The sequence below is a fragment of the Actinomyces oris genome (assembly GCF_001937445.1).
GTDB lineage: Bacteria > Actinomycetota > Actinomycetes > Actinomycetales > Actinomycetaceae > Actinomyces > Actinomyces acetigenes.
Genome location: NZ_MSKS01000025.1, coordinates 24713 through 48654, shown reverse-complemented (window position 1 = coordinate 48654; position 23942 = coordinate 24713). Strand labels below are relative to the sequence as shown.

Below are 23942 nucleotides of genomic sequence, written 5' to 3'. Positions count from 1 at the left end.
GAGCGGCCACGGTCGCCGCTAGGACTCGCCACGAGGTGGGAGACGATGGTTACTCAGAGGGATATTGCTCGCGAGCTGGGAGTGGCGGTGTCGACCGTCTCCAGGGCCCTGAGCGACGTGCCCGGTATCCCTGAGGCGACCAAGGAGCGCGTCCGTCAGGCCGCTGAGCGGCTGGGGTACCGCAGGGATGCGCATGCCGCCTCCCTGCGGACCGGCCGCTCGGGGACGATCAGCCTTGTCGTCGGAGCCATCGACAATCCCTTCTTCGCTGAGCTGGCCCACCACGTGGAGACGCAGGCGAATCGCCTGGGGCTGCTGTTGATGATCGCCAATGGTCAGGAGGACCCGGCGGCCCAGGAGCGGGTGGCGCTGTCGATGCTCGAGCAGCGGGTCGACGGCATGATCCTGGTGCCGGTGGGGCCTCCCACGAGCGGGTTGCAGGAGCTGGTGGCGCAGACCCCGACTGTCGCCGTGGACCGGCTCCTGCCCGGGGCTGGCATCGACTCGGTCCTGGTGGATCCCCGAGGGGCAGTACGCGAGCTGGCCGGGCACCTGCGCGACGCGGGCTACCAGCGTCCGGCCGTGATCTCAGGGCCGGACGCCACCAGTACGGGCGCCGGACGCGCTCGGGTGGTCTCCGAGGAGCTGGAGGCTGCCGGATGGTCAGGTTTCCCGGTACTGTCCTCGGCACATGACGCCTCGCAGGCTCAGGAGCGTGCGGAGCGCCTCTTCGCCGACTGCCGGCCGGATGTCCTCATCTGCGGAGGCAACGTCATCACACTCGGTGCGCTGCGTGCGATGAAGCGGCTGGGAGTCGGAGTCGGCGCCGACGTCGGAGTGGCCACATTCGATGATCTTCCGTGGTTTGATCTGATGAGTCCGGCACTGACATCCATATCGAATGACATTCCACGCATGGCGGCCGAGACGGTTCGGCTGCTGCTGCAGCGGATTGAGAACCCCGATGGGGCTGTCCAGCAGGTGGTTCACGAAGCGTCGCTCAGCCTGCGTGAGTCCACCCGCGGTCCCCGTCCGTGAATCGATGCCACATGAAAGGGAGATATCTGATGCGTACGTGTGTGCGAGCCGTTCTGGGTGACGTATCCGGCGAGGTCGCCGTCTTCGGGTCCCTCAATGCTGACCTGACGGTCCGAACGGAGCGCTTTCCCAAGCCCGGTGAGACGATCAGCGGGGAGGACCTGGTGATCCTGCCGGGAGGCAAGTCCGCGAACCAGGCGGTTCAGGCCGGTCTTCTCGGCGCTCACGTGAGGATGATCGGGGCTATCGGTGCGGACGGTCACGGCGACCTGCTCATCGAGTCCCTCCAGCGCGCAGGTGTGGACACCTCCGCGGTCCAGCGCGAGGACGTGGCCACCGGCACCGCCATCATCACCGTGGACTCCGCGGGGGACAACACCATCGTGGTGTCTCCCGGTGCGAACGGGAGGGTGGATGTCTCGACGGCGCAGCGGCACCAGGATGTTATCGGTAAGGCTCGCGTGCTGGGGCTGTGCATGGAGGTCAGCCCCGATGCGGTGGAGGCCGCGGCCCGCATTGCGCACGACGCCGGCACCTGCGTGGTCTTCAACAACTCTCCGTTCCACCCGGTGCTGTCCGCCGGGCTCCTGGAGGCCATTAATGTCCTGGTCGTCAATGAGCATGAGCTCGCCGACATGCTGAAGCCGGGTGCGAGCGATGCTGCGGCCGAGCCGGCGTGCGAGCGGGCCGATGATGCCACGGACTGGGGCGATTGCGCAAGAAGGCTGGCCGCCATGGGGATCCCGTCCGCGGTGGTGACTCTGGGGGGCCGCGGGTCGATGGTGATCGAGGGGGAAGAGATCACCCCGGTCGATCCTTTCCCGGCTGATGTCGTGGATACCACCGGTGCCGGTGACTCCTTCCTGGGCACGCTGCTGGCGGCGCTCGCCGCAGGCGCCGGGCTCAAGGAGGCGGCAGGTGCGGCCTCGGCCGTCTCCGCCTTCGCGACGACCTCCGTGGGGGCGCAGGCCTCCTACGGGGACATCGCCGCAGTCGAGCAGCACTTCGGATAAGCGCGGCTCGACGAGTGAGGTGACTCGCGGCGGCCGCAGAGTGTTGACGAGCTTCGGGGAAGCGGTGGCAGGAGACTGCCCCGCCGGGCCGCCGGGCCTAGCTCATTCGTCCTTGAACTGCTCGAGGTTCTCGGTGTGCGGGTGGCCGTCATCGGTCGAGCTGAGCCAGAAGACAGGAACGTACTCGGTCTTGCCGTCATCAGTATGTACCTCGTCCTGAACGAATACTCCAGTGCCTGTGGGTGTGTCCGAGATCCAGGCTAACTTTCCGGACACGTCCACTTTTGCGCCAGTGTCGACGTGCAGAAGATTGGACTTCTCGCTAGCCTCGGCATCATGTTCTGATTCATTCGAAGAGGTGGGCACTGTTCGTATCCACCCTCCGAACACAATCTCCCTGACGTTGGGGATTGTATTCACTACATGGCCATGGATGTCTAGCTGTGTGACCGTGGTGGTGTCTGGAAATTCTGAGACGCGCCCTTGGAGTGCTGTTTCTGAAGACAGCAGTAGTGTTGTCCTGCTGGCGCCGACCAGCCACTGATCGACGGGGATCTCGGCGGCTGGATCAGATTTCTTCTCCAGTGAGAAAACATGAAGTTTACCTCGACCGGAGCCGCCGGGAAAGAAATCCTGGGCTGTCTCTACAGCGAGGGCGTTGTTCGTTAGCGCTTGTCCGAGGACCAGGTCGGGCAACTTCTCCTGGCGAACCACGTCACCCGTTCTGGCGTCAAGAACGACGACGTGAGTGCTTCGACTGTATATAGTGATGTCAGGGTAGTTCGCATTGCTTTTATAGAACGCGGTGACGTGAAGAAGTACTGATACATGCCGTCCGTCAGGGCTGGAAATCAGTGTTCCAGAAGTACGAGAATCCATCTGGTTCTCTGGGTCCGTCAAGTAAGCTGTACTGTATGTACGTGAAGGTGTTGAGTGCTGGAACGCCCTCAGTGACTTCGCCCATTGAGGATTCTTAGTCTTCGGGTCGTAACTGATGACGGTCAACGTGGATGTGTCACCTATGCTGCCGTTGTTGTGCTGGTAGGAGAAGGTGTTGATTCCTCCGAAGGCTGTTCGCAGCTCGAACTCACTGAATCTGTAGTTGTGTCGAATTTGGAGGTCATCGTGTCGAAGTTTTTTCAAGTCAAGGTCGGTTACCGTGACTCGAGGAGCTTCAGGAGCGTACTGAGTGTCGGACGGGTAAGGAGTTAATGAGAGCGCGACCAGTGACGCTGCGGCAGTGATTTGAATGAGGTGCCGGCGATTGAGAAGAACAGAAGATGCTGTACTTTCCTGTTTTTCCATACTCATTTCCCTGTCACCCCGAAGATGCGGAACGTGCTTCCTTGAGTTGGTTTGGGGTCAAGGTAGGACGCCTCGTCAGTTCTGTCGGTGACATTGAGTGCGACAATAGTGGCCCCCGGGGTGTTCATGACAATCCTGTCGGCGGGCTGGTAATCTTCGGTGATCATTTCGTGAGGGCTGTATTTAAGGCCGTCTACGTAGGAGGATGGGGGTAAGTAGGTGGTGTTCGGAGAGAGTGGGATACTAGTCTCTGGGCTCCCATCTCCGGGCTGGATGGTGATCGCAGCCATATGTGTACCCTCGTGGAATACTGATGTGAACCCGATTCGTGCTCCGGCAATCCCGGAGTGGTGGGCAGGAGTTGATACTGTCTGTGTGGAGGGGGCAAAGATGGAGGAAACTCTTGCCGCTCCTTCTTTGTTGATCGACACTTCGAAATCATCGGATGAGGTGGCGTCAGAGGGCGGGTAGGTGACGATGCATCCCGAGGCAATTGACGCGTAGGAGTTTAGTCCTGAGGTCACTCCGAGGGGAATGGCTGTGTGGGGCTCTGATTCATGTGCGGCTGAATCCAAGGAGATTGCCTCGGCGGATGCCCCGCCATTTGAGTTCATGGACTCGGTGTTGTATCTGGCTATCCATCCGCCGATTATAGGAATATAATGTCTGCTGTAGACGGGGTCGACTACGACTTCAGTAACTTCGGACGTGACGCTCGGATCTGTATCGCGGGCAACTGTCAAAGTCGCGTGAGGGACGTAGTGGTCCCCGGAGTACTCATCGTAAGAGACGCTGAGGATAAAAGTATGATGTCCGGCTGAACCCCAGTATGTGGGCGCTGCCCTTGAATCTTCTCCGTCATGAGATGAGGGCGTCCATAGTTTTGATTTGCTGTGTAGTGAGTAGGCCGTATTCCCGTCAAGGAGGGTGGAGTCTGTCAATTGAAGTGCGCCACCGGAGTTGGTTGCCTCCAGGATGATGTCGCCAGTGAGGGCATCGAACACTACTGTTCTGGATAAGATGCCATCATCGGGGTAGTCCAGAATGGCGCTTGTCTCCATTCTTGCGGCGACATACTTCCGGTCCGGGCTGACAACCAGTCTTCCTTTCTTGTCCCGTATGTCGTCGGCTAAGTAGTGGGCTCCTGGGTGTCGGTACGACCAACGGGTCGTGCCGTCGGAAGGATTGAGGGAGGTGATTCCGTCTGCGCTCAGAACAATGGGTCCTCCAACTCCTCCGACAATGTCCATGATGTTGACGAACTCTGCACTCCAGGCGGCTTCACTGTTGAGCGATGTTGGCATCGAGGGAGTTTCAATGCTGCCAGATTTTGCTGTCGTGTGTGATTCCGTCCGATGAAAGGTGGGGACTGCTGTAAGGCCGGCGAACAGCAGTGTCGGCAGGATGGCGATGCTGAGGTAGGTTGTGCGCTGTCTAGAGCTGATGCTGATCGCTGCAGTTTTTCTTTTCTTCTTCTCGTCTCCTGCTTGACTATCGGTTGTTGGCTCGTGGAGGCGCCCCCAGTAGGTGAGGTCGCATTTGATGATCGGATTTCGGGGAACATAGTTTTGTGTGTAGTGGAGGATTGAGTTTGCCAGCAGGGCGATGGTGATTGATGCAGGAATACATGGAATGATGTTCAGGGTGGGTTGAGAAAAACCGGTGACCTGGTAGTCGTGCCACCACTTGCTAGCCGTGATGGCGGTTGCCATTAATCCGCCGATGAGGATGAGTGCTGCAGATATGCCAAGCCGCCGCCCAGGGTGACGTGACTGTTGTGGACTCAGGAGCCATCCGAATGTGGTGACGACTGCGAGACCAATTAGGTAGGCGGTGGTTCCGAGGCTGCCGACGGGGGTGCGAGGGTCCCAGGCGAGCCGAGCTCCCTCAGGCCACAGCAGGTAGATGGCGGCCGTGGAGACCAACATCGCTAACACTCCGCCCCAGCGCAGGGCGCGCAGGGCGAGGACGCCGCGCGGTGGGAAGGGCTCGCCCTCGCTCGTGCCTTCGGTCTTGCCCTCGCTGTCGGCGGCGTCGGTTGCCTCCTGGTTGGCCTCAGTGGTGTTGCGGCCGGGATGGCCCTCGGCCTCTCCTGTGTCCGGCGCCGTCGAAGTCTCGTCGCTGGAGTCGGCTGCGTCCGGCCGGGTGCTGGGATCGGTGCCGTAGTCGTCGATGTCGGCGTCGGGCGTAGGAGGCATGTCTCTATTGTGGTGACCGGATCGTGATGGGGAGGCCGAACGAGACAGAACGCTGGGGATAGTTCTCCCCCCCCCGTACAGATCGGAGCCACCGTGCCCCAGGAGGCGATCTCACGTCGCTTCGGTTGCTCCTAGTGTCACCGTTGGGGCGTCCTGGCGCTCGTCTCAGTTGTTCTTGAACTGCTCGAGGTTCTCGGTGTGGGGGTGTCCGTCGTCGGCGGCGCTGAGCCAGAAGCGTGGTGTGCCTGACTCCCGGTATCCCTTGTCGTTGACGACACCTTGGCTGACGAGGAGCCCCGGACCAGTGGGGACGCGTCGCGCCACGGCGCTATCGGTGTCCTCGTTGTAGACCGTGCCAGAGTTGGTGTCGACGACCTCCCAGTGAATTCGACCCTCATCGGGAAGATAGGTGCACCGTCTGATCCACCCGCCGAGAAGGATCTCGCTGGAGTTGGTGAAGGAGGCCAGGTGCTTGCCGTGAAGATCAACCTGCGTCACCGTGGAGGTCGTCGCGCTGTCGTGGGAGTGGGCAGGCTGCGAGGACAGGAGAAGAGAGCTCTTTCCGGAGCCTGCGAGCCACAGGCTTGTGTTGAAAGACGTCGGAGATGACGTTGTGTCCGTCAGTGAGAAGACGCTGATACGCCCCTTGCCTTTCCCCGCGGGATGGTAGGCGTCAGCTGTCTCGACGGCGAGGGAGTCGCTGGTGAGGGCCTGGCCCAGGACCAGCCCGGAGACCTCCACCGTGCGCACCGGCTTCCCGGAAACTGCGTCAAGAACGACAACGGTCGTCCGCTGCTCGGCAGGGACGACAGGTGTCTGCCGAGCGGGGCGGGGGCTGTCGTCGGCAACTTCCGGTGGACGCAGCACCAGGGAGAGGTACTTCCCGTTCGGGCTCACGGTTGCATAGCCTGCGGTACGGGAGTTGAGGACGTCTCGGGCCAGCTCCTGCGCTGACTGAACATCCATGCCGTTGTCGTGACGTCTGTAGGCTGCAATCCTCGGCGTCAGGGACATCGCCCACACGGGCTCTTTGTCAGAGGCCTCGTATCGTGCAATGAGTGTCGATTCCTGGTTCTTGGCGTTGAATGACTGGATGACGCAGATGTCCGCTCCCTGCGCGGGAAGGTAGGAGGGGTTGTGTGACCCAGGACTGCTTGTCCAGGTATGCGCCTCGTCTTGGCAGTCCTTCATCTGTTCCGCTGTGAGAGACGTTGGTGACATGGGTGGCGCCGTGTTCGAAGATGACGCACGTGAATTGGAGTGGCAGGCGGTCACCGTGAGTGACAGCAGCAGTGGAAGCGCCACCATGAACGCTGTGCTTCGATTTCTTATGAACGCCATGCTGTGTGGGATCTTAGATTTCACGTCAACCTACCCGGGGAACCCGTAGATTCGGAAAGACTGTGATGCTATGGGGAGAGTAGGGGTATTGTTGACGATGGTGAGAGTGGCTCCGGGAGTACTCATTGAGGAGATGTGGTGATAATCGTCCCGGCTGACGGCAGTGTCCTCCATGGTGGAGTTATATTCTCCTGACTTTAGCGGGTAGTAAGTTGATCCTGGCTCAATCTCTGTAAGCGGAATGATGCTGTTGTCTCCCGTTTTGATCGTGATGCGGCCATCGCCTGTGGTGATAACGGCGGTACTTCCTTCTGTTGTCTTTATGGCAGGTGCGCCGTTTTCAAGGTTCGTTGCCGTGATTCCCACTGCCGCGACGTAGTGTGGAGACTGGTTGAGCGGTGCCACCGTCATGGTGGCAGGATTGAAGACCGTTCCGATACTGCTGGATCCTTTCCATGTTGAAGACTCCTCAAGGCTCCTGATCCCGACGGAGTGTCCGTCCGGCGTCGTCGCCGGGAAGACTGAGACGGTGCCGGTGGAGAGGGATGCTGGGGCGTTGATGCCCAGCGTTGTGCCCAAGTCGAAGGCACGAGTGTCCGCACCGGGCGCCTCGCTGAGGGCGTCCAGGCTGATGGCGTGGGCTGGTCGTGCCTTCAGTTCGTCGTTCTCATGTTGCTGTGTTGGGGTGCGATCGTCGTAGACGCCGATCCACCCTCTGGCGGAGATGATCTCGCCGAATTCCTGCTCGTGAAGGGCTCCGGTAACCTTCCTGGGCTGGGAGGGGTCAGCCTGAGGTAGAACTATGAGAGAGTCGCTACCGCTATCGTATCCATAAATGAAGCTCGCGTGTCCTGCCGTGCCCGCGTAGGCGGCGACGGGATTCGGTACAGTATCTTTGTAGAGGTGGATGTCCTTGAGGTCCCACATCCGTGAGCCGTCAGTCAGGGAGTAGGCGACGGTACCGTCAAGAAGAGCTGAATCGCTGAGTTGAAATGTGTCTTCGTGGTCCTCGGTCTGACGGGGATGCTCCACAACAATCTTCCCGGTGACGGCGTCGAGCACCAGCGTCGTAACCGGCGACGTGCCATCGAGTTCACGCCATTCTGGGCTCATGGACGAGTAGATCTTCGGATCTGTGGCAACGACTGCCACGTATCGCCCGTTCGGACTGGTGATGAGTCCCATGTCCCCTGACGCGACGGGATCCGTCTCAAGTCGCCAGCTGCGGAACTCAGCGCCGGCACGGCGGTACTGCCAGCGCGCCGATCCGTCAGCGGGGTCGATCCCGGTGATCGTGTCCTTGGTGAGGAGAACGGGCCCCGCGGCGCCGCCGGCGATGTCGAGGAAGCCGTCAACATCCTTCATCCACGTCTTCTGCGCTCCGAAAGATGTGGGATAGGCGGGGAGGTGGGCATCATCGATAGCAGATGCGGTGGTCTGTATGACAGTGGGGGTGTCGGCATATGTGCTCTTCACCGTGAGGTAGGGGATACCGAAGCCTGTCACCAAGGCAATTGCGGGCAGGAGCGCGAGGGTAGCCGTGCTGAGGTGTCGAAAGGGGTGTCCTCGCAGGGCTCGGAGGCATCTCTGCCATAGGCCGGCGTCCCGAGTGTGGCTGAGCCAGAGATCCAGGTCCTCGGGAGCCGGATCGCCGCTGGGCGGCTCCTCGGTAGGGAGGACGACCGAGCGAGCCGCCCAGAGCCCGATATGCGCCATCGCGATCAACCCGCATGCGGCGATGCCCATGGTGAAAGCCAGGATCTCGCCAAGACGGACGCCGAAGGTGGCGGACGTCTCCCGCCACAGTTGCAGGACCGGAAGGCAGGCGTAGACGGTGCATGCCGCGACCGCGGCCACGGGCAGGAGCTTGAGGGCGGTGATGACACCGGTCAGGAGCCTGCTCTTCCCGGCGGTACGGTAGTAAGGCGTGGGCCATACGGATGCGCCGATGATCCACAGCACCAGCAGCGGTGCGCACCGTTTCCATGACTGAGCGACCGCTACCCGACCCACGCCTTTGATGCCGCTGCTCCAGGCGAAGAACAGGACGACTGCCACGATCAGTGCGATGACGCTGCCGGTGAGCAGAGCGCGCATGTAAGCCAGCAGGCGTGGGTGATTGCTGAGCACGGCATCGTCGTGATCGAGGGGCGCCGGAGATACCTCGGCGTCGGCACTGGCGGTCTCGTCGGCTTCGGAGGCTGAGGACGAGGTGGGCTGAGAAGACGTGGATTCCATGATGGTGCGTGGATCGTGGTGATGTCAGTGGTTCTCGAACTGCTCGAGGTTCTCGGTGTGCGGGTGGCCGTCATCGGTCGAGCTGAGCCCAGAAGACCGGCTTGTGGTCTACCGAGCTCTTCCCGGTGCGGACCACCTGGGTGATGACGAGTCCGAGGCCAGTTGGTACGCCGCGTTCGGAGACGTTCTTTCCCGTGATGTCGATCGTCCGTTTGGTACTGGGATTGACGAGTTGCTGCTCATCTGACTTCGGGTCTGCGGCCCGGTGGATCCATCCGCCGGGGTGGACGGCAGTCACTCCGGAGACGCTCCCGGTCGTGGTCCCACCAGTGTTCATCAGGGAGACGGTCGTGAGCCAACATCTACTGGGGCAAAAGTCCGGGAGAAGATTGGGGGCGAGCATGAGATCTTCCCGGGTGGCGCCCACCAGCCACTTATCGGTGGGGAAGGAGGAGGGCTGAGCGCTGGTGTCTGTCAGGGAGAAGGTGGTGATGGTTCCCTTCCCGGAGCCGGCCGGGAAATAGTTCTGCGCGGTCTCCACGGCCAGGGCGCTGTTGGTGAGCGCCTGCCCCAGGATGACCCCGGAGACCGTGGCGTTCCGAACCTTCTTGCCGGTTGTGGTGTCAAGGACGACGATATGTGTGCGTTGGTCAGCTGCCGTCTCTCCCGACTGCTGCTCGGCGGGAAGAAGGATCAGTGACAGGTACCGTCCGTCAGGACTGACGACGGCGCTCCCCGTCGACGAAAGGTCCATGTTCTCGCTCATCGCACTTTGGGTGTTGTCCGCGTATTCGGTTCTCTCCTGGTTAGCGACTGCGGGTTTGATAGAAACCGCCCACTGGAAATTATTAGTGGAACGCTCTCGACTCACCACGGTCGTTGTCATGTCGCCGGAGACGGCACCTTTCTTTCCGTTCTCGTCTGATGTGATCATGCTGACGGTGCCAACGGCCGATGACAATGGTTCGTTGTCCATGTCGTTCTTCGAATTCCGCGGCACGGTAGCATCTGCCTTCCGTGCGGTGAGGGAGGAGATGACTGGATCGCCGTTACTCTCCCCAATGCTGCACGAAACCATGGTAGGCGTGAGCGTCATGACTGCGGTGAGTGCCGTCAGTCGCCGGAGCGTGGAGAAGGCGTGGGAACTTAGAGGATGTGCGGCTCTCATTTCTGTCCTCCAACGATTCCGAATATCCGATAGGTGCTGCGGCAGGTTTGATCGTTGCCACCTGAATCGACACCACAGCTGGTGCGCAACTTATCGGTTGCGTTGAGGATGGCGATGACGGCGCCAGGTGCCCTGATAGCCTTTGAGCGGCTCGTGGAGCTGACGTCCCGGGGGATGAGAGGCTGGGCTGGAGCGTTCTCGGTGTCGGTCAGCCTCTGGGATGGCTGATATGTGGAACCGGGTGTGATGGGAATGGTCGTTCCCGATGAGCCGTCGCCGGGCCGAATGACGAGTGCGGCGGAGGTGGAGCCGTCGTCGGCCGGTACCTCAACGATGCCGGTTCGAGCGGCTGCGAGGCTCCGATCCTGTGATGCCGGGGTGACTGTGCGGGTGGAGGGATCGAAGACTGTCGCGGCTCGTGAACCCTCTGCGGGGTAGAGGATGTTCGCGTCTCGACTAATGACAGGATAGGTGACCATGCTTCCCGAGACGCGTGATGCCTCTGCGTTGATCCCCGAGGTTGCTCCTAAGGGAAAGGTCGTGGTGTCGGCACCGTCGACCTTGGCCAGTGCGTCCAGACTGATCGCCTCAGCCACAGGGTTACCCGAGGAATCGACCTTGTCGGTGTAGCGGGCTACCCACCCGTTGATGAAGACACTGAGTAGGTAATCGGTATGGTTTGATCCAAAAGGAGGTTCTGACAGAACATGCTGAACCGCAACCTTGGAGCTAGGGGCGTTCTGTGGGCAGACCGTGATGTTTACTGCCGACATCATTGAGTTGGAGGAGGCTTCCTTGGTGGAGCGGTCTTCAGACAGCCTCAGGATGAAGGAGGAGTGCCCGGCCGGACCGGAATAGGGGGCGTCGGCGCTCTCCGGGAGAGACCACATCTGGGACCCGTCGGTCAGTGAGAAAGCGGTGTCGCCGTCGAGGACTGCGGAGTCGGTCAGCTGAAGATGGCCGCCGGCACCTTGACGCTCGAAGACGAGCCTGCCGGTCAGAGCGTCGAAGACCAGGGTGGTGGCTTGAGGAGATGCGACGAATGTGGGCAGCTGGACCCGGGCGGCCACGTACTTGCCGTCAGGGCTGGTGACCAGCTCGCCTCGGCTTGAGTTCCAGCCGGCGGGGGCGTACGTCATGTGCTTGCGCTCGTAGCTCCACAGGAGGCTGCCGTCCTTGGGGTTGAGTGCCATGATGCCCTCGTCGGTCAGGAGGATGGGGCCGCCGGCGCCTGCAACGGTGGTGAGTTTGGTGGAGGAGATCTCCTTGCTCCAGGAAGCCTTCGGCGCCAGCGAGGCGGGTGGCTCCAGTGAGGCGTCGGCGGGGGCCTTGGCGATGACATGGTGGACCGGGTTGATGAGCGCCCATGTTCCAGCGATGGCGGAACCGAGCGTCAGTGCAGGCGCAATGATGAGGGCCGCGAAGTAGGCACGGATACGGCGAGGTACCCGAACGCGCTCGTAACGGGGGAGCCCCTTGTCGGTCTTCTCTCCGGTCTTGATATGAAGGCGGCGCCAGCGGCTCGGGTCATTGGGATCCCCGATACCTGCCTGGGTGGTGCGCATGCGCAGGTAGTGCAACAGTGTGCCTGCGCTCAGGAAGAGCGCGGCTGAAAGCGTCACTCCAGCCAGGGCCAGGAGGAACAGGACGGAGAATCCGGTCTCCTGATAGGTGTCCCACCACGCCAGAGTCAGAGATGCTGACGTTGTCATGCCCAGAGCCGCCATGACCGTGGTTACGATCGTTGTCAGGATAGGGCCCTTCTTCTCCCTGAAGTTGAAGAACGGCCAAACCAGTAGCCCTCCGAAGAACATGCACCACATCAGTGTGGAGGCCTTGTCCGGAATGGCGCTGCTGGCCTCCGTGAGCTCTCGGCTCAGCAGCAGCGCAGTCGCTCCGAGCACGACGGCGCCGAGGAGTCCGGCCCAGCGCAGGGCACGCAGGGTGAGGGTGCCGCGAGGTGGGAAGGGATCGGCCGCGCCGGTGCCGGTTGCGGCCTCGCTGGGCTCAGTGGCATCGCGGTCGGCGCCGTCCTCGGCTTCCCCCGTGTCCGGCGCCGTCGAGGTTTCGTCGCCGGAGTCGGCAGCGCCCAGCTGGGTACCGGGATCGGTGTCGGGCTGATCGGTGCCGTTGTCGTCAGTGTTGGGCGCTGAGGGCATGGTCCTATTGTGGTGACCGGATCGTGATGGTGAGGCGGAACGAGGCAGAACACCGGGGATAGTTCTCCCCTCCGTAACGATCGGAGCCAGCGTGCCCCAGGAGGCGATCTAACGTTGCTTCGGTCGCTCCCAATGCTTCCGGTCGGGTGCGGTGACGCCTTCAATAGTGCCGAGCTTTCGCCCCCGGGTATCGACGCGGGTGAGTGTCACCGACACGTCGTTGCTCCATCCGGTGGCCAGCGACTGAGGGGACAGGAGCAGGGCGCCGTCGTCGATTCCGGTGAGCCACTGGTCGGTGGAGAAGGATGCCGGAGCGGCGGAGGTGTCGGTCAGGGAGTAGACGGTGACCGTCCCCTTCCCGTCCCCGGCCGGGTAGTAGGCCCGGGCGGTCTCCACGGCCAGAGAGTCGTTGGTCAGCACTTGCCCCAGGATGAGCCCCGAGACCTCCACGGTGTGCACCGTCTCCCCGGTGGCGGCATCGAGGACGAGGACGTGGGTGCGCTGAGCGGCGACGTCGAGCGGGTTGCGGTCGTCGTCCGAGTCGTGAAGCACGGGCCTCATCTGCGGTGGACGCAGGACGAGGGAGACATAGCGGCCATCGGGACTGACGACGGCGTAGCCTGCCGGCCGCCAGTCGAGGAGGTCGTGGGCAACGTCCTGGGCAGAGCTGCCGTCGTCGTCGAGCCAGTTGACGACGGCCGGTGTGATCTCACGCGCCCACAGCACCGAGCCGTCTGAGCCGCGGTACCTGGCGACGATGGAGCTGTTCGCCCCCGACCGGTCCTGCCGGCTGCGTTGCGCCTTCTCCTTCTCTGTCAGTTCCTGAGCGGAGACGTGGAGGAAGTCCTCGCCGATGGGTGTGGAGTAGTAGTCAGTGCTGGTGGGAGTCTTCGAGATGCGCTCCTTGACCTGCGAGGCGCTCAGGGCGGTGGACTCCACCTGCTGCAGCTGCCAGGGGCTCGGGCTGCAGGCGCTTGCGGCCCCCGCGAACAGGACAGCCGCAGCCAGGGCCGAGCCGATGAGGCGCCGGCGACGGAGGTGAGGGCGTGTGCTGGTCATGACGAGGCTCCTGAGATGCCGAAGATACGGAAGGAGTGGGAGCCCTGGTCCGGGCCGGTGGCCATGATGACGAGGGTCGTTCCCGGCGTGCTCAGGGGGGTGAGCAGCGGATCCGACGACGGCGATGGATTATCGATGGTCCAGAAGTGCCGAATCCCGGGCGGGTAGTAGGTGGAGCCCGCGGGCACGTCCACCGTCGCCGGGGTGCGCTCCCCGCTGCTGACGCTCAGGACGCCGCCACCGCCGGACTCGGCGCGGGCGAGGCCGGCGTAGGACAGGACCCCGGCCTTCTGCGCCGAGTGGGAGACGGTCTGGGTCTGGGGGTCGAAGATCGCGGCGGTCGTAGTACCGCCCTCGAGTTCCTGGGGAGATGACGGTGTACTGCCGGCTCCGTGACCTACGGTCCGTGGAGGCAGAGTCGTCAGCGTGCTCGTGGCGCGGGAGGCAGTGAGGTTGGCTCCCGACGTCAGGCCCAGGTCATAGGTGGTGGTGTCGGCACCGGCGACGCCCGCCATGGCGTCCAGGTTGACGGCCTGCGCCGCCCAACCCTCCGGGGAGGTCTGGAAGTCGATCGGTGTGGGTGTCTGCGTGAAGGCGGCCACCCAGCCATCGACGACGAGAAGGTCGCCCCGGCCGTCGGTGAGAAGCGGGGCGCTCTCACGGCGTACCGAGGGGGCGGTGTCGGGCATGAGCGTGTAGGTTCCGTACACTCCGTCGCTGGACTCTTCCCCATCGGGGCGTCGTTGCGTGCCCCGCAGGAGGAAGGTGGAGTGACCTGCCGTACCCGAGTAGGGCCAGGTATCAGGTGAGACGGAGACATCCTCTTTGTCGATGGACCACAGTCGGGAGCCGTCGGTGAGCGAGTAGCCGGTGGCGCCGTTGAGCAGGACGGAGTCGGTGAGCTGGAGGACGCCTTCCTGCCTGAAGCCCTCGTAGGTGACGCGCCCGGTCACCGTATCGAGGACCACCACCAGGGGGTCGATGCTCATTCCCTCCGGCTGCTCGCCGTCGGTGGCATCGAGGGTCACCGCGAGGTGACGGCGGTCCGGGCTCGAGTAGCAGCGGATGAAGCGCGCGTGCTTGCGCGGATAGGTCCACCGGGTCGAGCCGTCGGCGGGATTGAGGCCGACGACGCCGTCGCTGCTCAGGACGACTGGCCCGGCAGCACCGGCCACCACCTCCGCCATGTTGTGGATGTCCTGCGACCAGGCCGCCGTCGAGGCGAAGGACCGGGGCAGTGCCGGAAGCGCAGAGGTGTCGATACTCGCAGCGGTCGACGGCGTGACCCGGCTCGCGACCAGGTGTGGGACCGTGGCCGCTGCCCCGAGGGCGAGCGGCGGAACGACGATGAGAATGACCGCGCCGAGGACGGAGCGCCACGAGGGGCGGGGCAGCCGAATCCTCCGCAGGCGATGTAGCTGCTCTGAAAAGCGCCGTTTCTTCGGCGGCGGGAAATAGGTGGCCCGGGTGGCACGAACCAGGAGATCGGTCGCCGCCAGCAGGCCCAGGCCCAGCGCCCCCACCGCCAGTGTCAGCAGTTGGTCGATACTGACCGAGGTGCTACGCAGCTGGACGTACCACAGACGAAGAAGGACGACGGCGAAGCCGCCCGAGAACACCAGGAAGCACAGCGGTTGGAAGAGGACCGTCTTCCTGACGAGTGCTCGCGGTGAGGTGGGATAGCTCTTCAAGGCAGAACGCGCGTTCTCCCTCCACTTGAAGTAGCCGGCGATCCACATGAGCACGGCCAGGCCGCCAATAAAGCCCCCGCCCCCCTTCATCGCGTCACCGGGATCCCTCATCCCGCTCTGGTAGACGAGGAACAGCACGGCCATCGCCCCGACCGCCAGGAGCCAGCCGAGGCGCAGGGCCCGTAGAGCCCGCAGCATCGTGAGGACGCGTCGCGGAGGATCGGGCACCGAGTCGTCTGAGGCGCCAACGGAGTCAGCGGCCTCGGTGGGCTCTTCGGCCTCGGCGGTCTCGGTGGCCTCGGCTGCCTCCGCCGAGCCGGCGGGTGCAGGGGACTCGGTGTCCTGGGACTGGTCACTGTGCTCATCGGTCATCGTGCTGTCTTCCGGGCCGCTACTTGCTGGTGAACTGCTCGAGGTTCTCGGTGTGGGGGTGGCCGTCGTCGTTGGCGCTGAGCCAGAAGACTGGGGTGTAGGTTGTCTCACCGCTCGCGTCAGTGCTCGTCCGGCCGACCACCAGCCCGGGTCCGGTCGGGACTCCCAGGTCTTCGACGATCGTTCCGGTGACATCCACGCTGCTTCCCGTGGAGACATTGACGACCTGCCGCGTCAGGCCCTGCAGGGCGGCGTTGAGAGAGGCCGGTTTCTCCTTCTTGCCCGCCGCTGCGAGGTTGGCCGACGCATTGACGGCCGCCGGGTCACTGACCTGCGTGACCCAGCCGCCCGGGTGCACGGCCTCAACACCCTTGATGGTTGAGCGGACCTTCCCGGAGGTATCCACCTGGGTGACGGTCGATGCGCCGGAGTTGCTTTCCGGCCCGTACGGGGAAGGCGGCTGCGGTGACAGCAGCAGCGAGTCGGTCCCGGCCCCCGCGAGCCATTGATCGGTGGCGAATGACGAGGGTGGGGAGGACGGGGCGTCCAGCCCGAAGACATGGACCTGGCCTTCCCCCGTACCTCCGGGGAAGTAGTCGTTGGTGGTCTCCACGGCCAGAGCTCTGTTCGTCAGACCCTGCCCCAGGATCACTCCGTTGAGCTCCTCCGTGCGCACCACGGTGCCGCTCGTGGCGTCCAGGACGACGACGTAGGACTCCTGTTCGGCGAGCCTCTCCTCGAGCTGCCCGTGATGCGGGGCGAGGATGAGGGAGATGCGGCGCCCGTCGGGGCTGACGACGATCTCTCCGCTGGTGCGGGACTGCAGCAGGGTTGAGACGTTCTGCTGCGGGGCGTCTGCATTCTCCAGCGCGTTGCGCGATGCGCCCGGGGGCGTGATCGCCACCGCCCACTTCAGGGCGCCGTCTGATCGGTTCCGGCTGACGAGGGTGGTTCCCACGGGCGTGCGATGGTTCTTCTCCCAGTTGATGAGCACCGTGATGGTGCTGTTCTCAGTGGGAAGCGTTGTGAAGTCGATGTCCGGGCCCGTGTTGGCGTCGGCCTCCATGCTCGTGACCTGCTCGGCGCTGAGTGCAGTGGCCTTGACGGTGACCTCCTGTGTGGCCTGGTTCGGGGCTAAGGTCAGCTGACCGGCGCAGGCGCTCAACGGGAGGGCCAGCAGTGCTGCGGCAAGGAGCAGCCGGGAGGATCGATGTCGACGGTGCGTAGGTGCCGTGGACGTGCGATGGGGGTGCCGGGCGGCTTGTTGGCTCATGACGAGGCTCCTACCAGTGGCTCTGTCAACTTCGATTGGCCCCATGGTGACGGTCTGTTCTGGCCCCATGTCTACCCGGAGACCGGCTTGACCGAATCTTCACATTCCCTTGCCCCGACCTTGGTGTGGGGCTTCGAGGCTTGTGGCCATGACCTCGAACGAGAACTCTTCCCGTACCGTGCCGCTGGTTGCCCTGGGTGTCGGCACCATCGCAGCTGCCGCCCTGGCCCTGACCGCCCCTGACCTGACCTCCGGGTCGGGGATGGAGGGCATGCCGATGACCCACTACATGGGGCTGTTGGCCGTGCGTCAGCCGTGGAACCTGCTGTTGTTCATGGCGCTTCCAGTCGTGCTGGCCGAGACGCTCGCGATCACCGAGTTGGTGATGCTGTTGGCTCGTCGGGGTGAGCGTCCGGCGCCGGGATGGGTGACGAAGGTGGGCCACTGGGCCGGGTTGCTGGCCGGGCCGGTGTGGGTGTTCATCGGCCTGCACCTGCTTATCACTGCCGTGGTTCCGCTGACGGTCAATGGTGGCTGGCGTGGCCCCGCGGACGTGATCGCTGTCCTGTCGTACCTGGCCGGTGGCGTGCCGATGCTGCTGATCAGCCTGCTGGAGGCCGAGCTCTTGGGCCGCGACGAGACCGGGCGCCTGCGCCTGCACGTGGCGATGGTGGCGGTGTTCCTGGTGGTGGCCCACGTCGCGATGATCTTCGGCATGCTCGACCCTGCCGTCATGGGCTATTCGCCGAAGGCGCCGGCCTCGGTGCAGCACGACATGGGCAGCATGTCCGGCATGAACCACGACATGGGTGGCATGACGGACATGGACCACTCGACGATGATGCCCAGCTCCGCCCCGTCGAATTGATCCCCGGCCGGGTCCGTGGTGAGGTGGTGTCATGAACAGCGCTTCTGTTGCGGCTGTACCGAGTGTTCTGGTCGTCGACGACGAGCCGGTGCTGTCGGGCACAGTGAAAAACTACCTCGAGCGGGCCGGCATGTCGGCCCAGACCTGCGGGGACGGGCTGGCCGCGCTTGACCTTGTCCGGGCCACAGCCCCCGACGTGGTGGTGCTGGACCTGGGCCTGCCGGGCATGGACGGGGTGGAGGTGTGCCGCCAGCTGCGCACCTTCAGCGACTGCTACGTGTTGATGCTCACGGCCCGCGCCGACGAGGTCGACAAGCTGATCGGGTTGTCGGTCGGCGCGGACGACTACATGACCAAACCGTTCAGCCCGCGTGAGCTGGTGGCTCGCATCCAGGTGCTGCTGAGACGCCCCCGCGCCGGAAGTACGGGCGCCACGGCCGCGGTGGTGCACCGCATCGGCGCTCTCACCCTGGACCCGTCGTCGCGTCGGGTGGAGCTCGACGCGTCACCGGTGGAGCTGACCCGTACCGAGTTCGACCTGTTGCAGGCCCTGGCGGAACACCCCGGTTGGGTGCTGAACCGCCGCCAGCTCACCGACGCCGTGTGGGGCGAGGACTGGGTCGGCGACGACCACCTGGTCGACGTGCACATCGCGCACCTGCGCAAGAAGCTCGGTGACGACCCCTCCCAGCCCCGGTTCGTGCAGACGGTGCGCGGCGTCGGCTACCGGATGGGCCAAGGGCAGTGATGCCGCGCAACCCGCGCGGCAGTTGGGGACGCCGACTGCTGTGGACCCAGATGGCCGTGGTGGCGGCGATGGCCGCCACCACGGTGCTGACGGCACTGCTGGTCGGCCCGGCATGGTTCCGGATGCACATGCTCGAAGCCGGCCATGCCCAGCCCGATGTCGTCGAGCACGCTCAGCAGGCCTTCCACGACGCGGGCCTGGTGTCACTGGCCGTGGGTCTGGGCACCGCGATGCTCGCCGCCCTCGGGGTCGCCACCGTCCTCAACCGGAACCTGTCGCGCGGGGTCGAAGCCCTCGTGGACGGCGCCCAACATGTCGCCGCCGGACACTACGACCAACCCGTCATGATGACCCCGGCCAGCCCCGAGCTGGCCCAGGTCGCTGACGCCTTTAACCACATGGCCAGCCAGATCGCCTCCACGGAGCAGACCCGACGACGCATGCTCACCGACCTGGGCCATGAGCTGCGCACCCCGCTGGCCGCCACCCAGGTCACCCTCGAAGGACTGCAGGACGGTGTGGTCGACTTCACCCCCGCAAACGTCGAGATCCTGCTACGGCAGAACCAGCGGCTGGCCGCCCTGGCCGCCGACATCTCTGAGGTCTCCCGCGCCGAGGAAGGCCGCATCCCACTGTCGTTGAGCCACCAGGACCTCGACCAGATCGTGACGGCCAGCGTCGCCGCAGCCCGGCACGCCTACGACGCCGCCGGGGTGACGCTGCACGCCCAGACCGTTCCCGGCCTGCGCGTCGACGTGGATGCCGCTCGCATCGGGCAAGTCCTGGACAACCTGCTGCGCAACGCCCTGCAACACACGGTGGGCGGCAACCGGGTCGAGGTCGCGATGAGACACGAGCACGACCGGGCCGTGGTCCGCGTCACCGACAACGGCGTCGGCATCCCCACCGAGGCCCTCACCCACGTCTTCGAACGCTTCTACCGCGTCGAGGACACCCGCACTCGCGACGTCGACGGTGGAACCGGTGTCGGCCTGGCGATCTCCAGGGCCATTGCCCGCGCCCACGGCGGTGACCTGACGGCCCACAGCGACGGCCCTGGCCACGGCGCAACCTTCGCGCTGACCCTGCCCACCGTGACTTCTTGACCAGATCTTGACCAACCCCTGCCGGGGGCTTCATCCGGGCCCGACAGGCTCAAGGACATGAACACACTTTCCCGCCGCCACGTGCTGTTCACCGGTCTCGGCCTGGCCTCGGCAGGGGCCTTGAGCGCCTGCGGCGCCAAGAACACCCCGGCCGCAGCACCCGCCGCGCCGAACTCCCCATTGACGATCCCCAGCCAGACGCCGCTGGTCGCAGCCCCCGGCACGAAGACCGTCAACCACGTCCTCACGCCCCGGCCGGTCACCCTCGATCTGGGCGGCGTCACGGCCAGGACTTGGGCCTACGACGAGACCCTCGACGCCCCCGTCCTGCGGGCCCGCGCCGGAGACCTGCTGCAGGTCCGCGTCGAGAACAAGCTTCCCACCAGCACCTCCGTCCACTGGCACGGCATCGCGCTGCGCCAGCCAAGCGACGGCGTGCCCGGCGTCACCCAGCAACCCATCGAGGCCGGCAGCAGCTTCACCTACCAGTTCGTCGCCCCCGACCCCGGCACCTACTTCTTCCACCCCCACACCGGGGTGCAGATCGACCGCGGCCTGTACCGGCCGCTGGTCATCGACGACCCCGCTGAACCCGGCCGCTACGACCACGAGTGGATCATCACCCTCGACGACTGGGCCGATGGCGTGGGCACCTCACCCGATGACATCCTCGCCGCGTTCAAGGCCCAGAACGGCACCGTGTCCAGCGGCATGAACCACGACATGGGCGGCATGGACCACGGCATGTCACCCTTGGGTGACGCCGGGGACGTCACCTACCCCCACTACCTCGTCAACGGCCGCGTCCCCGCCGCGCCCCGCACCCTGACCGCCAAGCCCGGGCAGAAGGTACGACTGCGCGTCGTCAACGCCTCCTCCGACACCATCTTCAAGCTCGCCCTGCAGGGCCATCGACTCACCGTCACCCACACCGACGGGTTCCCTGTGACCCCCACCCAGGCCAGCGCCGTCTACCTCGCGATGGGAGAACGACTGGATGCGACCATCACCCTCGGCGACGGCGTGTTCGTGCTGCAGGCCGCGCCCGAGGGCAAGAAGGGCACCCCGGCCCGCGCCATCGTGCGCACCGGCTCCGGCAACGTCCCGGCCCCGGACACCCGCATCGCAGAACTCGACGGCAAGGCCCTGCTGACCACCCAGCTCAAGCCCGCCGACAGCGCCCGACTGCCCGACCGCAAGCCCGACACCACCCTCGACGTGGCACTCAACGGCCAGATGAAGCCCTACGCGTGGGGCCTCAACGGCAAACGCTTCGGCGAGGACACCCCACTGGCGCTCAGCCGCGGCCAGCGCGTGCGGCTGCGGATGACGAACATGACGATGATGGCCCACCCCATGCACATCCACGGCCACACTTGGGCCCTGCCCGGCAGCGACGGGCTGCGCAAGGACACCGTCCTGATCCGCCCCATGGAGACCGTCGAGGCCGACCTGCAGGCCGACAACCCCGGCACCTGGATGCTGCACTGCCACAACATCTACCACGCCGAACTCGGCATGATGACGACCCTGCGCTACTGACATCTCCCGGCCGATGTCGGCCACCCACGCCTGCCCTGATGGCGCGGCTGCCCCCTTGCGGCAGCCTCACCATCGCCGTCTTCAGAGCTTGACCAGACCTTCACCAAACCTCGCGAGCTCATTGACCTCGCCCCGTCACCGTGGAAGTGGAAGGAAAACCCCTTCCCCGAGCAGACAAGGACACGCCATGTACACGAGCCCCGACCAGGCCCCCACCAGCACCACCCACCAGCACGGCAACTCCCACCAGCACGGCAAGTCCCACCACTGGATGCACCTGCTGATGTGCGCACCGATGCTGCTCGTGGTCGCCGGCTACCTGTGGGCCGGACGTGCCAGCCTCGCCGCCGGCGGTGTCCTGGCCGCCCTCGTGCCCGCCATCAGCTGCATGCTCATGATGTGGCTGATGATGCGCATGATGGACCACGGATCCCAGCACTGACCACCGCCCGCCATCCACCGGCAGCACCGTCTCGAGGAGCAACCCATGAACCACCCGGCAGCCACCGCCACCCACGACCACACCACCCGCTACACGTGCCCGATGCACCCCGAGGTGACCAGCGACCACCCGGGACGCTGCCCCAAGTGCGGGATGTTCCTGCAACCCGCCGACGGTGGGGACGCGCCGGCCGCACAGCACCACGACCACCAGCACCCCACCGGCGAGCCGGCGGTGGTGGCCGGTGCGGTCGCTGCAGGGGACTGGACCTGCCCGATGCACCCCGAGGTCCGCAGCGACGGCCCCGGTGACTGCCCGATCTGTGGCATGGCGCTGGAGCGGGTCTCGGCCGGGCTCGACGACGGCCCGAACCAGGAGCTCGTCGACATGCGTCGCCGGTTCCGGGTGGCGGCGGTGCTGAGCGTGCCGCTGGTGGCGATGGTGATGGTTCCCATGGTGCTGGGGCGTGCGCTGCCCGGCAGCGTCGCGCCGTGGCTCGAGCTGGCCCTGTCGACGCCGGTGGTGTGGTGGGCTGGGTGGCCGTTCTTCGTGCGCGGCGCGAAGTCGGTGGTCAGCCGTCACCTGAACATGTTCACCCTGGTGTCGTTGGGTGTCGGTGCCGCGTGGCTGTACAGCGTGGTCGCGGTGCTGGCGCCGGGGTTGTTCCCGTCCGGGATGCGGGCGATGGACGGCCGGGTCGGCACCTACTTCGAGGCCGCGGCAGTCATCATCACCCTGGTGCTGCTCGGCCAGGTCCTCGAGCTGCGGGCCCGCGACCAGACCTCCGGTGCGATCCGCACCCTGCTCGACCTGTCACCGGCCACCGCGCACCGCATCGGGGCCGACGGCACCGAGACCGACGTGCCGGCCGCCGAACTGCAGCTGGGCGATCGGTGCCGGGTGCGGCCGGGCGAGAAGGTGCCGGCCGACGGCACCGTGGTCGATGGTCACGCGTATGTGGACGAGTCGATGATCACCGGCGAGCCGGTTCCGGTCGACAAGAGCCCCGGTGACCGGGTCATCGGCGGCACGATCATCCAGGGCGGCAGCCTGGTGGTGGAGGCCACTGGCCTGGGCGCCGACTCGACCCTGGCCCGGATCGTCGACCTGGTCTCCCAGGCGCAGCGGTCCCGTGCTCCGATCCAGGGACTGGTCGACAAGATCTCGGCGGTGTTCGTGCCGGTCGTGATTGCCGTCGCCCTGGCCACCTTCGGGTTGTGGCTGGCGATCGGGCCGCAGCCGCGGCTGCCGTTCGCGATCGTGGCCGCCGTCAGCGTGCTGATCATCGCCTGCCCGTGTGCGCTGGGTCTGGCCACGCCAATGTCGATCATGGTCGGGGTCGGGCGCGGCGCCAGCGAGGGCGTGCTGGTCAAGAACGCCGAGGCCCTCGAACGACTGCAGAAGGTCGACACCGTCGTCGTCGACAAGACCGGTACCCTCACCCAGGGCCGCCCCAGCCTGGTCGACCAGCAGGGCGTCGACGGCCACGAGGACGCCCGGACACTGCTGCTCGCCGCGGCTGTGGAGGCCGGCTCCGAACACCCCCTCGCCAGGGCGGTGGTCGATGCTGCCCGCCAGACGGGACGCACGGTGCCGGCGGCCAGCGATTTCGCCGCCCACCCGGGTGGCGGTGTCAGCGCCATCGTCGACGGTCAGCACGTGCTCGTCGGCAGCCCCGCCTTCCTGGGCAGCCAGCACGTCGACACCCATGCCCTGGACGCCGTGGTGGAGGCCTACCGTCGCCGTGGCGCGACCGCGATCGTCGTGGCCGTCGACGGCAGGCCCGCCAGTGTGCTGGCCATCGCCGACCCGCTCAAGGCGACCACCGCCGGCGCGATCGAGGACCTGCGTCGGCGCGGGATGAAGGTCGTCATGCTCACCGGCGACAATGCCACCACCGCCCGGGCCATCGCCGACGAGCTGCGCATCGACCAGGTCGTCGCCGACGTCCTGCCCGACCAGAAGCACGGCCACGTGCAGGCCCTGCAGGCCCAGGGCCACACGGTCGTTATGGCCGGCGACGGCGTCAACGACGCCCCCGCCCTCGCCGTGGCCGACGTGGGTGTGGCCATGGGCACCGGCACCGACGTGGCCATCGAGAGCGCCGACGTGACCCTGCTCGGCGGTGACCTGGCCGCCCTGGTCAAGGCCCGCGACCTGTCGGTCGACACGATGCGCAACATCCGCCAGAACCTGGTCTTCGCGTTCGTGTACAACGTGTTCGGTATCCCGCTGGCCGCCGGCGCCCTCTACCCGACCTTTGGCTGGCTGCTGTCGCCCGTCATCGCGGCCGCCGCCATGGCCCTCAGCTCGGTCAGCGTGATCACCAACTCGCTGCGGTTGCGCCGTCACCGCTGACCCCAAGAGCCCAGCCGGTCGTT

Annotated in this window: 17 protein-coding genes; 8 read left to right on the top strand and 9 right to left on the bottom strand. The window is 65.1% G+C overall.

Annotated elements, in window-relative coordinates:
- The first annotated feature begins 45 nt into the window (after positions 1–45).
- The gene (locus BKH20_RS07940) at positions 46–1038 is read left to right on the top strand and encodes a LacI family DNA-binding transcriptional regulator (RefSeq protein ID WP_075390605.1); all 993 of its coding nucleotides are present in this window, start codon (positions 46–48) and stop codon (positions 1036–1038) included.
- Positions 1039–1067: 29 nt separating this feature from the next.
- Positions 1068–2051 (top strand): ribokinase, encoded by a 984-nt coding sequence (locus tag BKH20_RS07935; protein ID WP_075390604.1) that lies wholly within the window; start codon positions 1068–1070, stop codon positions 2049–2051.
- 102 nt (positions 2052–2153) lie between these two features.
- Here the strand turns inward: BKH20_RS07935 and BKH20_RS14060 are convergent, their stop codons facing one another.
- The 9 genes from BKH20_RS14060 to BKH20_RS07895 all read right to left on the bottom strand — a co-directional run bounded on the left by BKH20_RS14060 (position 2154) and on the right by BKH20_RS07895 (position 16855).
- Positions 2154–3356, bottom strand: a complete 1203-nt coding sequence (locus tag BKH20_RS14060; protein ID WP_143224968.1) for a hypothetical protein — start codon at positions 3354–3356, stop codon at positions 2154–2156.
- A 2-nt stretch (positions 3357–3358) separates the two neighbouring features.
- Complete coding sequence (locus tag BKH20_RS14055; RefSeq protein ID WP_143224967.1) at positions 3359–5554, bottom strand: hypothetical protein; 2196 nt, start codon at positions 5552–5554, stop codon at positions 3359–3361.
- Positions 5555–5719: 165 nt separating this feature from the next.
- Entirely contained in the window at positions 5720–6745 is a 1026-nt protein-coding gene (locus BKH20_RS07925; RefSeq protein ID WP_075390602.1) for a hypothetical protein, read from the bottom strand.
- Between the two features lie 180 nt (positions 6746–6925).
- Positions 6926–9133: a hypothetical protein gene (locus BKH20_RS07920; protein ID WP_075390601.1), complete on the bottom strand. Its 2208-nt coding sequence runs from the start codon at positions 9131–9133 to the stop codon at positions 6926–6928.
- Between the two features lie 70 nt (positions 9134–9203).
- The gene (locus BKH20_RS13760; protein WP_256693096.1) at positions 9204–9899 is read right to left on the bottom strand and encodes a hypothetical protein; all 696 of its coding nucleotides are present in this window, start codon (positions 9897–9899) and stop codon (positions 9204–9206) included.
- 398 nt (positions 9900–10297) lie between these two features.
- Positions 10298–12460 (bottom strand): MFS transporter, encoded by a 2163-nt coding sequence (locus BKH20_RS07910; protein ID WP_075390600.1) that lies wholly within the window; start codon positions 12458–12460, stop codon positions 10298–10300.
- Between the two features lie 108 nt (positions 12461–12568).
- Complete coding sequence (locus BKH20_RS07905) at positions 12569–13519, bottom strand: YncE family protein (protein WP_075390599.1); 951 nt, start codon at positions 13517–13519, stop codon at positions 12569–12571.
- Entirely contained in the window at positions 13516–15582 is a 2067-nt protein-coding gene (locus tag BKH20_RS07900) for a hypothetical protein (protein ID WP_075390598.1), read from the bottom strand. The genes BKH20_RS07905 and BKH20_RS07900 overlap by 4 nt, the downstream gene beginning before the upstream one ends.
- Positions 15583–15601: 19 nt before the next feature.
- Positions 15602–16855, bottom strand: a complete 1254-nt coding sequence (locus tag BKH20_RS07895) for a hypothetical protein (RefSeq protein WP_256693095.1) — start codon at positions 16853–16855, stop codon at positions 15602–15604.
- A gap of 148 nt (positions 16856–17003) precedes the next feature.
- Between BKH20_RS07895 and BKH20_RS07890 the strand changes: the two genes are divergently transcribed.
- From BKH20_RS07890 to BKH20_RS07865, 6 genes are all read left to right on the top strand, one after another.
- Complete coding sequence (locus BKH20_RS07890; RefSeq protein WP_075390596.1) at positions 17004–17723, top strand: DUF6803 family protein; 720 nt, start codon at positions 17004–17006, stop codon at positions 17721–17723.
- 31 nt (positions 17724–17754) lie between these two features.
- Positions 17755–18471, top strand: coding sequence for a response regulator transcription factor (locus BKH20_RS07885; protein WP_003787392.1), 717 nt, complete (start codon positions 17755–17757; stop codon positions 18469–18471).
- A gap of 50 nt (positions 18472–18521) precedes the next feature.
- Positions 18522–19577, top strand: a complete 1056-nt coding sequence (locus BKH20_RS07880; RefSeq protein ID WP_075390662.1) for a sensor histidine kinase — start codon at positions 18522–18524, stop codon at positions 19575–19577.
- 57 nt (positions 19578–19634) lie between these two features.
- On the top strand, positions 19635–21119 hold the full coding sequence (locus BKH20_RS07875) for a multicopper oxidase family protein (RefSeq protein ID WP_017177248.1): 1485 nt from the start codon (positions 19635–19637) through the stop codon (positions 21117–21119).
- 187 nt (positions 21120–21306) lie between these two features.
- Positions 21307–21561, top strand: coding sequence for a hypothetical protein (locus BKH20_RS07870; protein WP_075390595.1), 255 nt, complete (start codon positions 21307–21309; stop codon positions 21559–21561).
- 45 nt (positions 21562–21606) lie between these two features.
- Positions 21607–23919 carry a copper-transporting P-type ATPase gene (locus BKH20_RS07865; RefSeq protein WP_075390594.1) on the top strand — a complete coding sequence of 771 codons (2313 nt, stop codon included), beginning with the start codon at positions 21607–21609 and terminating at the stop codon, positions 23917–23919.
- Positions 23920–23942 lie beyond the last annotated feature (23 nt).

What these genes read in the sequence shown, in the direction of transcription:
- BKH20_RS07885 (WP_003787392.1), top strand. Translation starts at nt 17,755, where the DNA reads ATGAACAGCGCTTCTGTTGCGGCTGTACCGAGTGTTCTGGTCGTCGAC.
- BKH20_RS07880 (WP_075390662.1), top strand. Translation starts at nt 18,522, where the DNA reads ATGGCCGTGGTGGCGGCGATGGCCGCCACCACGGTGCTGACGGCACTG.
- BKH20_RS13760 (WP_256693096.1), bottom strand. Translation starts at nt 9,899, where the DNA reads ATGAGCGAGAACATGGACCTTTCGTCGACGGGGAGCGCCGTCGTCAGT.
- BKH20_RS07920 (WP_075390601.1), bottom strand. Translation starts at nt 9,133, where the DNA reads ATGGAATCCACGTCTTCTCAGCCCACCTCGTCCTCAGCCTCCGAAGCC.
- BKH20_RS07910 (WP_075390600.1), bottom strand. Translation starts at nt 12,460, where the DNA reads ATGCCCTCAGCGCCCAACACTGACGACAACGGCACCGATCAGCCCGAC.
- BKH20_RS07895 (WP_256693095.1), bottom strand. Translation starts at nt 16,855, where the DNA reads ATGAGCCAACAAGCCGCCCGGCACCCCCATCGCACGTCCACGGCACCT.
- BKH20_RS07935 (WP_075390604.1), top strand. Translation starts at nt 1,068, where the DNA reads ATGCGTACGTGTGTGCGAGCCGTTCTGGGTGACGTATCCGGCGAGGTC.
- BKH20_RS07890 (WP_075390596.1), top strand. Translation starts at nt 17,004, where the DNA reads ATGACCTCGAACGAGAACTCTTCCCGTACCGTGCCGCTGGTTGCCCTG.
- BKH20_RS07900 (WP_075390598.1), bottom strand. Translation starts at nt 15,582, where the DNA reads ATGACCGATGAGCACAGTGACCAGTCCCAGGACACCGAGTCCCCTGCA.
- BKH20_RS07875 (WP_017177248.1), top strand. Translation starts at nt 19,635, where the DNA reads ATGAACACACTTTCCCGCCGCCACGTGCTGTTCACCGGTCTCGGCCTG.
- BKH20_RS14055 (WP_143224967.1), bottom strand. Translation starts at nt 5,554, where the DNA reads ATGCCTCCTACGCCCGACGCCGACATCGACGACTACGGCACCGATCCC.
- BKH20_RS07870 (WP_075390595.1), top strand. Translation starts at nt 21,307, where the DNA reads ATGTACACGAGCCCCGACCAGGCCCCCACCAGCACCACCCACCAGCAC.
- BKH20_RS07865 (WP_075390594.1), top strand. Translation starts at nt 21,607, where the DNA reads ATGAACCACCCGGCAGCCACCGCCACCCACGACCACACCACCCGCTAC.
- BKH20_RS07905 (WP_075390599.1), bottom strand. Translation starts at nt 13,519, where the DNA reads ATGACCAGCACACGCCCTCACCTCCGTCGCCGGCGCCTCATCGGCTCG.
- BKH20_RS07940 (WP_075390605.1), top strand. Translation starts at nt 46, where the DNA reads ATGGTTACTCAGAGGGATATTGCTCGCGAGCTGGGAGTGGCGGTGTCG.
- BKH20_RS14060 (WP_143224968.1), bottom strand. Translation starts at nt 3,356, where the DNA reads ATGGAAAAACAGGAAAGTACAGCATCTTCTGTTCTTCTCAATCGCCGG.
- BKH20_RS07925 (WP_075390602.1), bottom strand. Translation starts at nt 6,745, where the DNA reads ATGAAGGACTGCCAAGACGAGGCGCATACCTGGACAAGCAGTCCTGGG.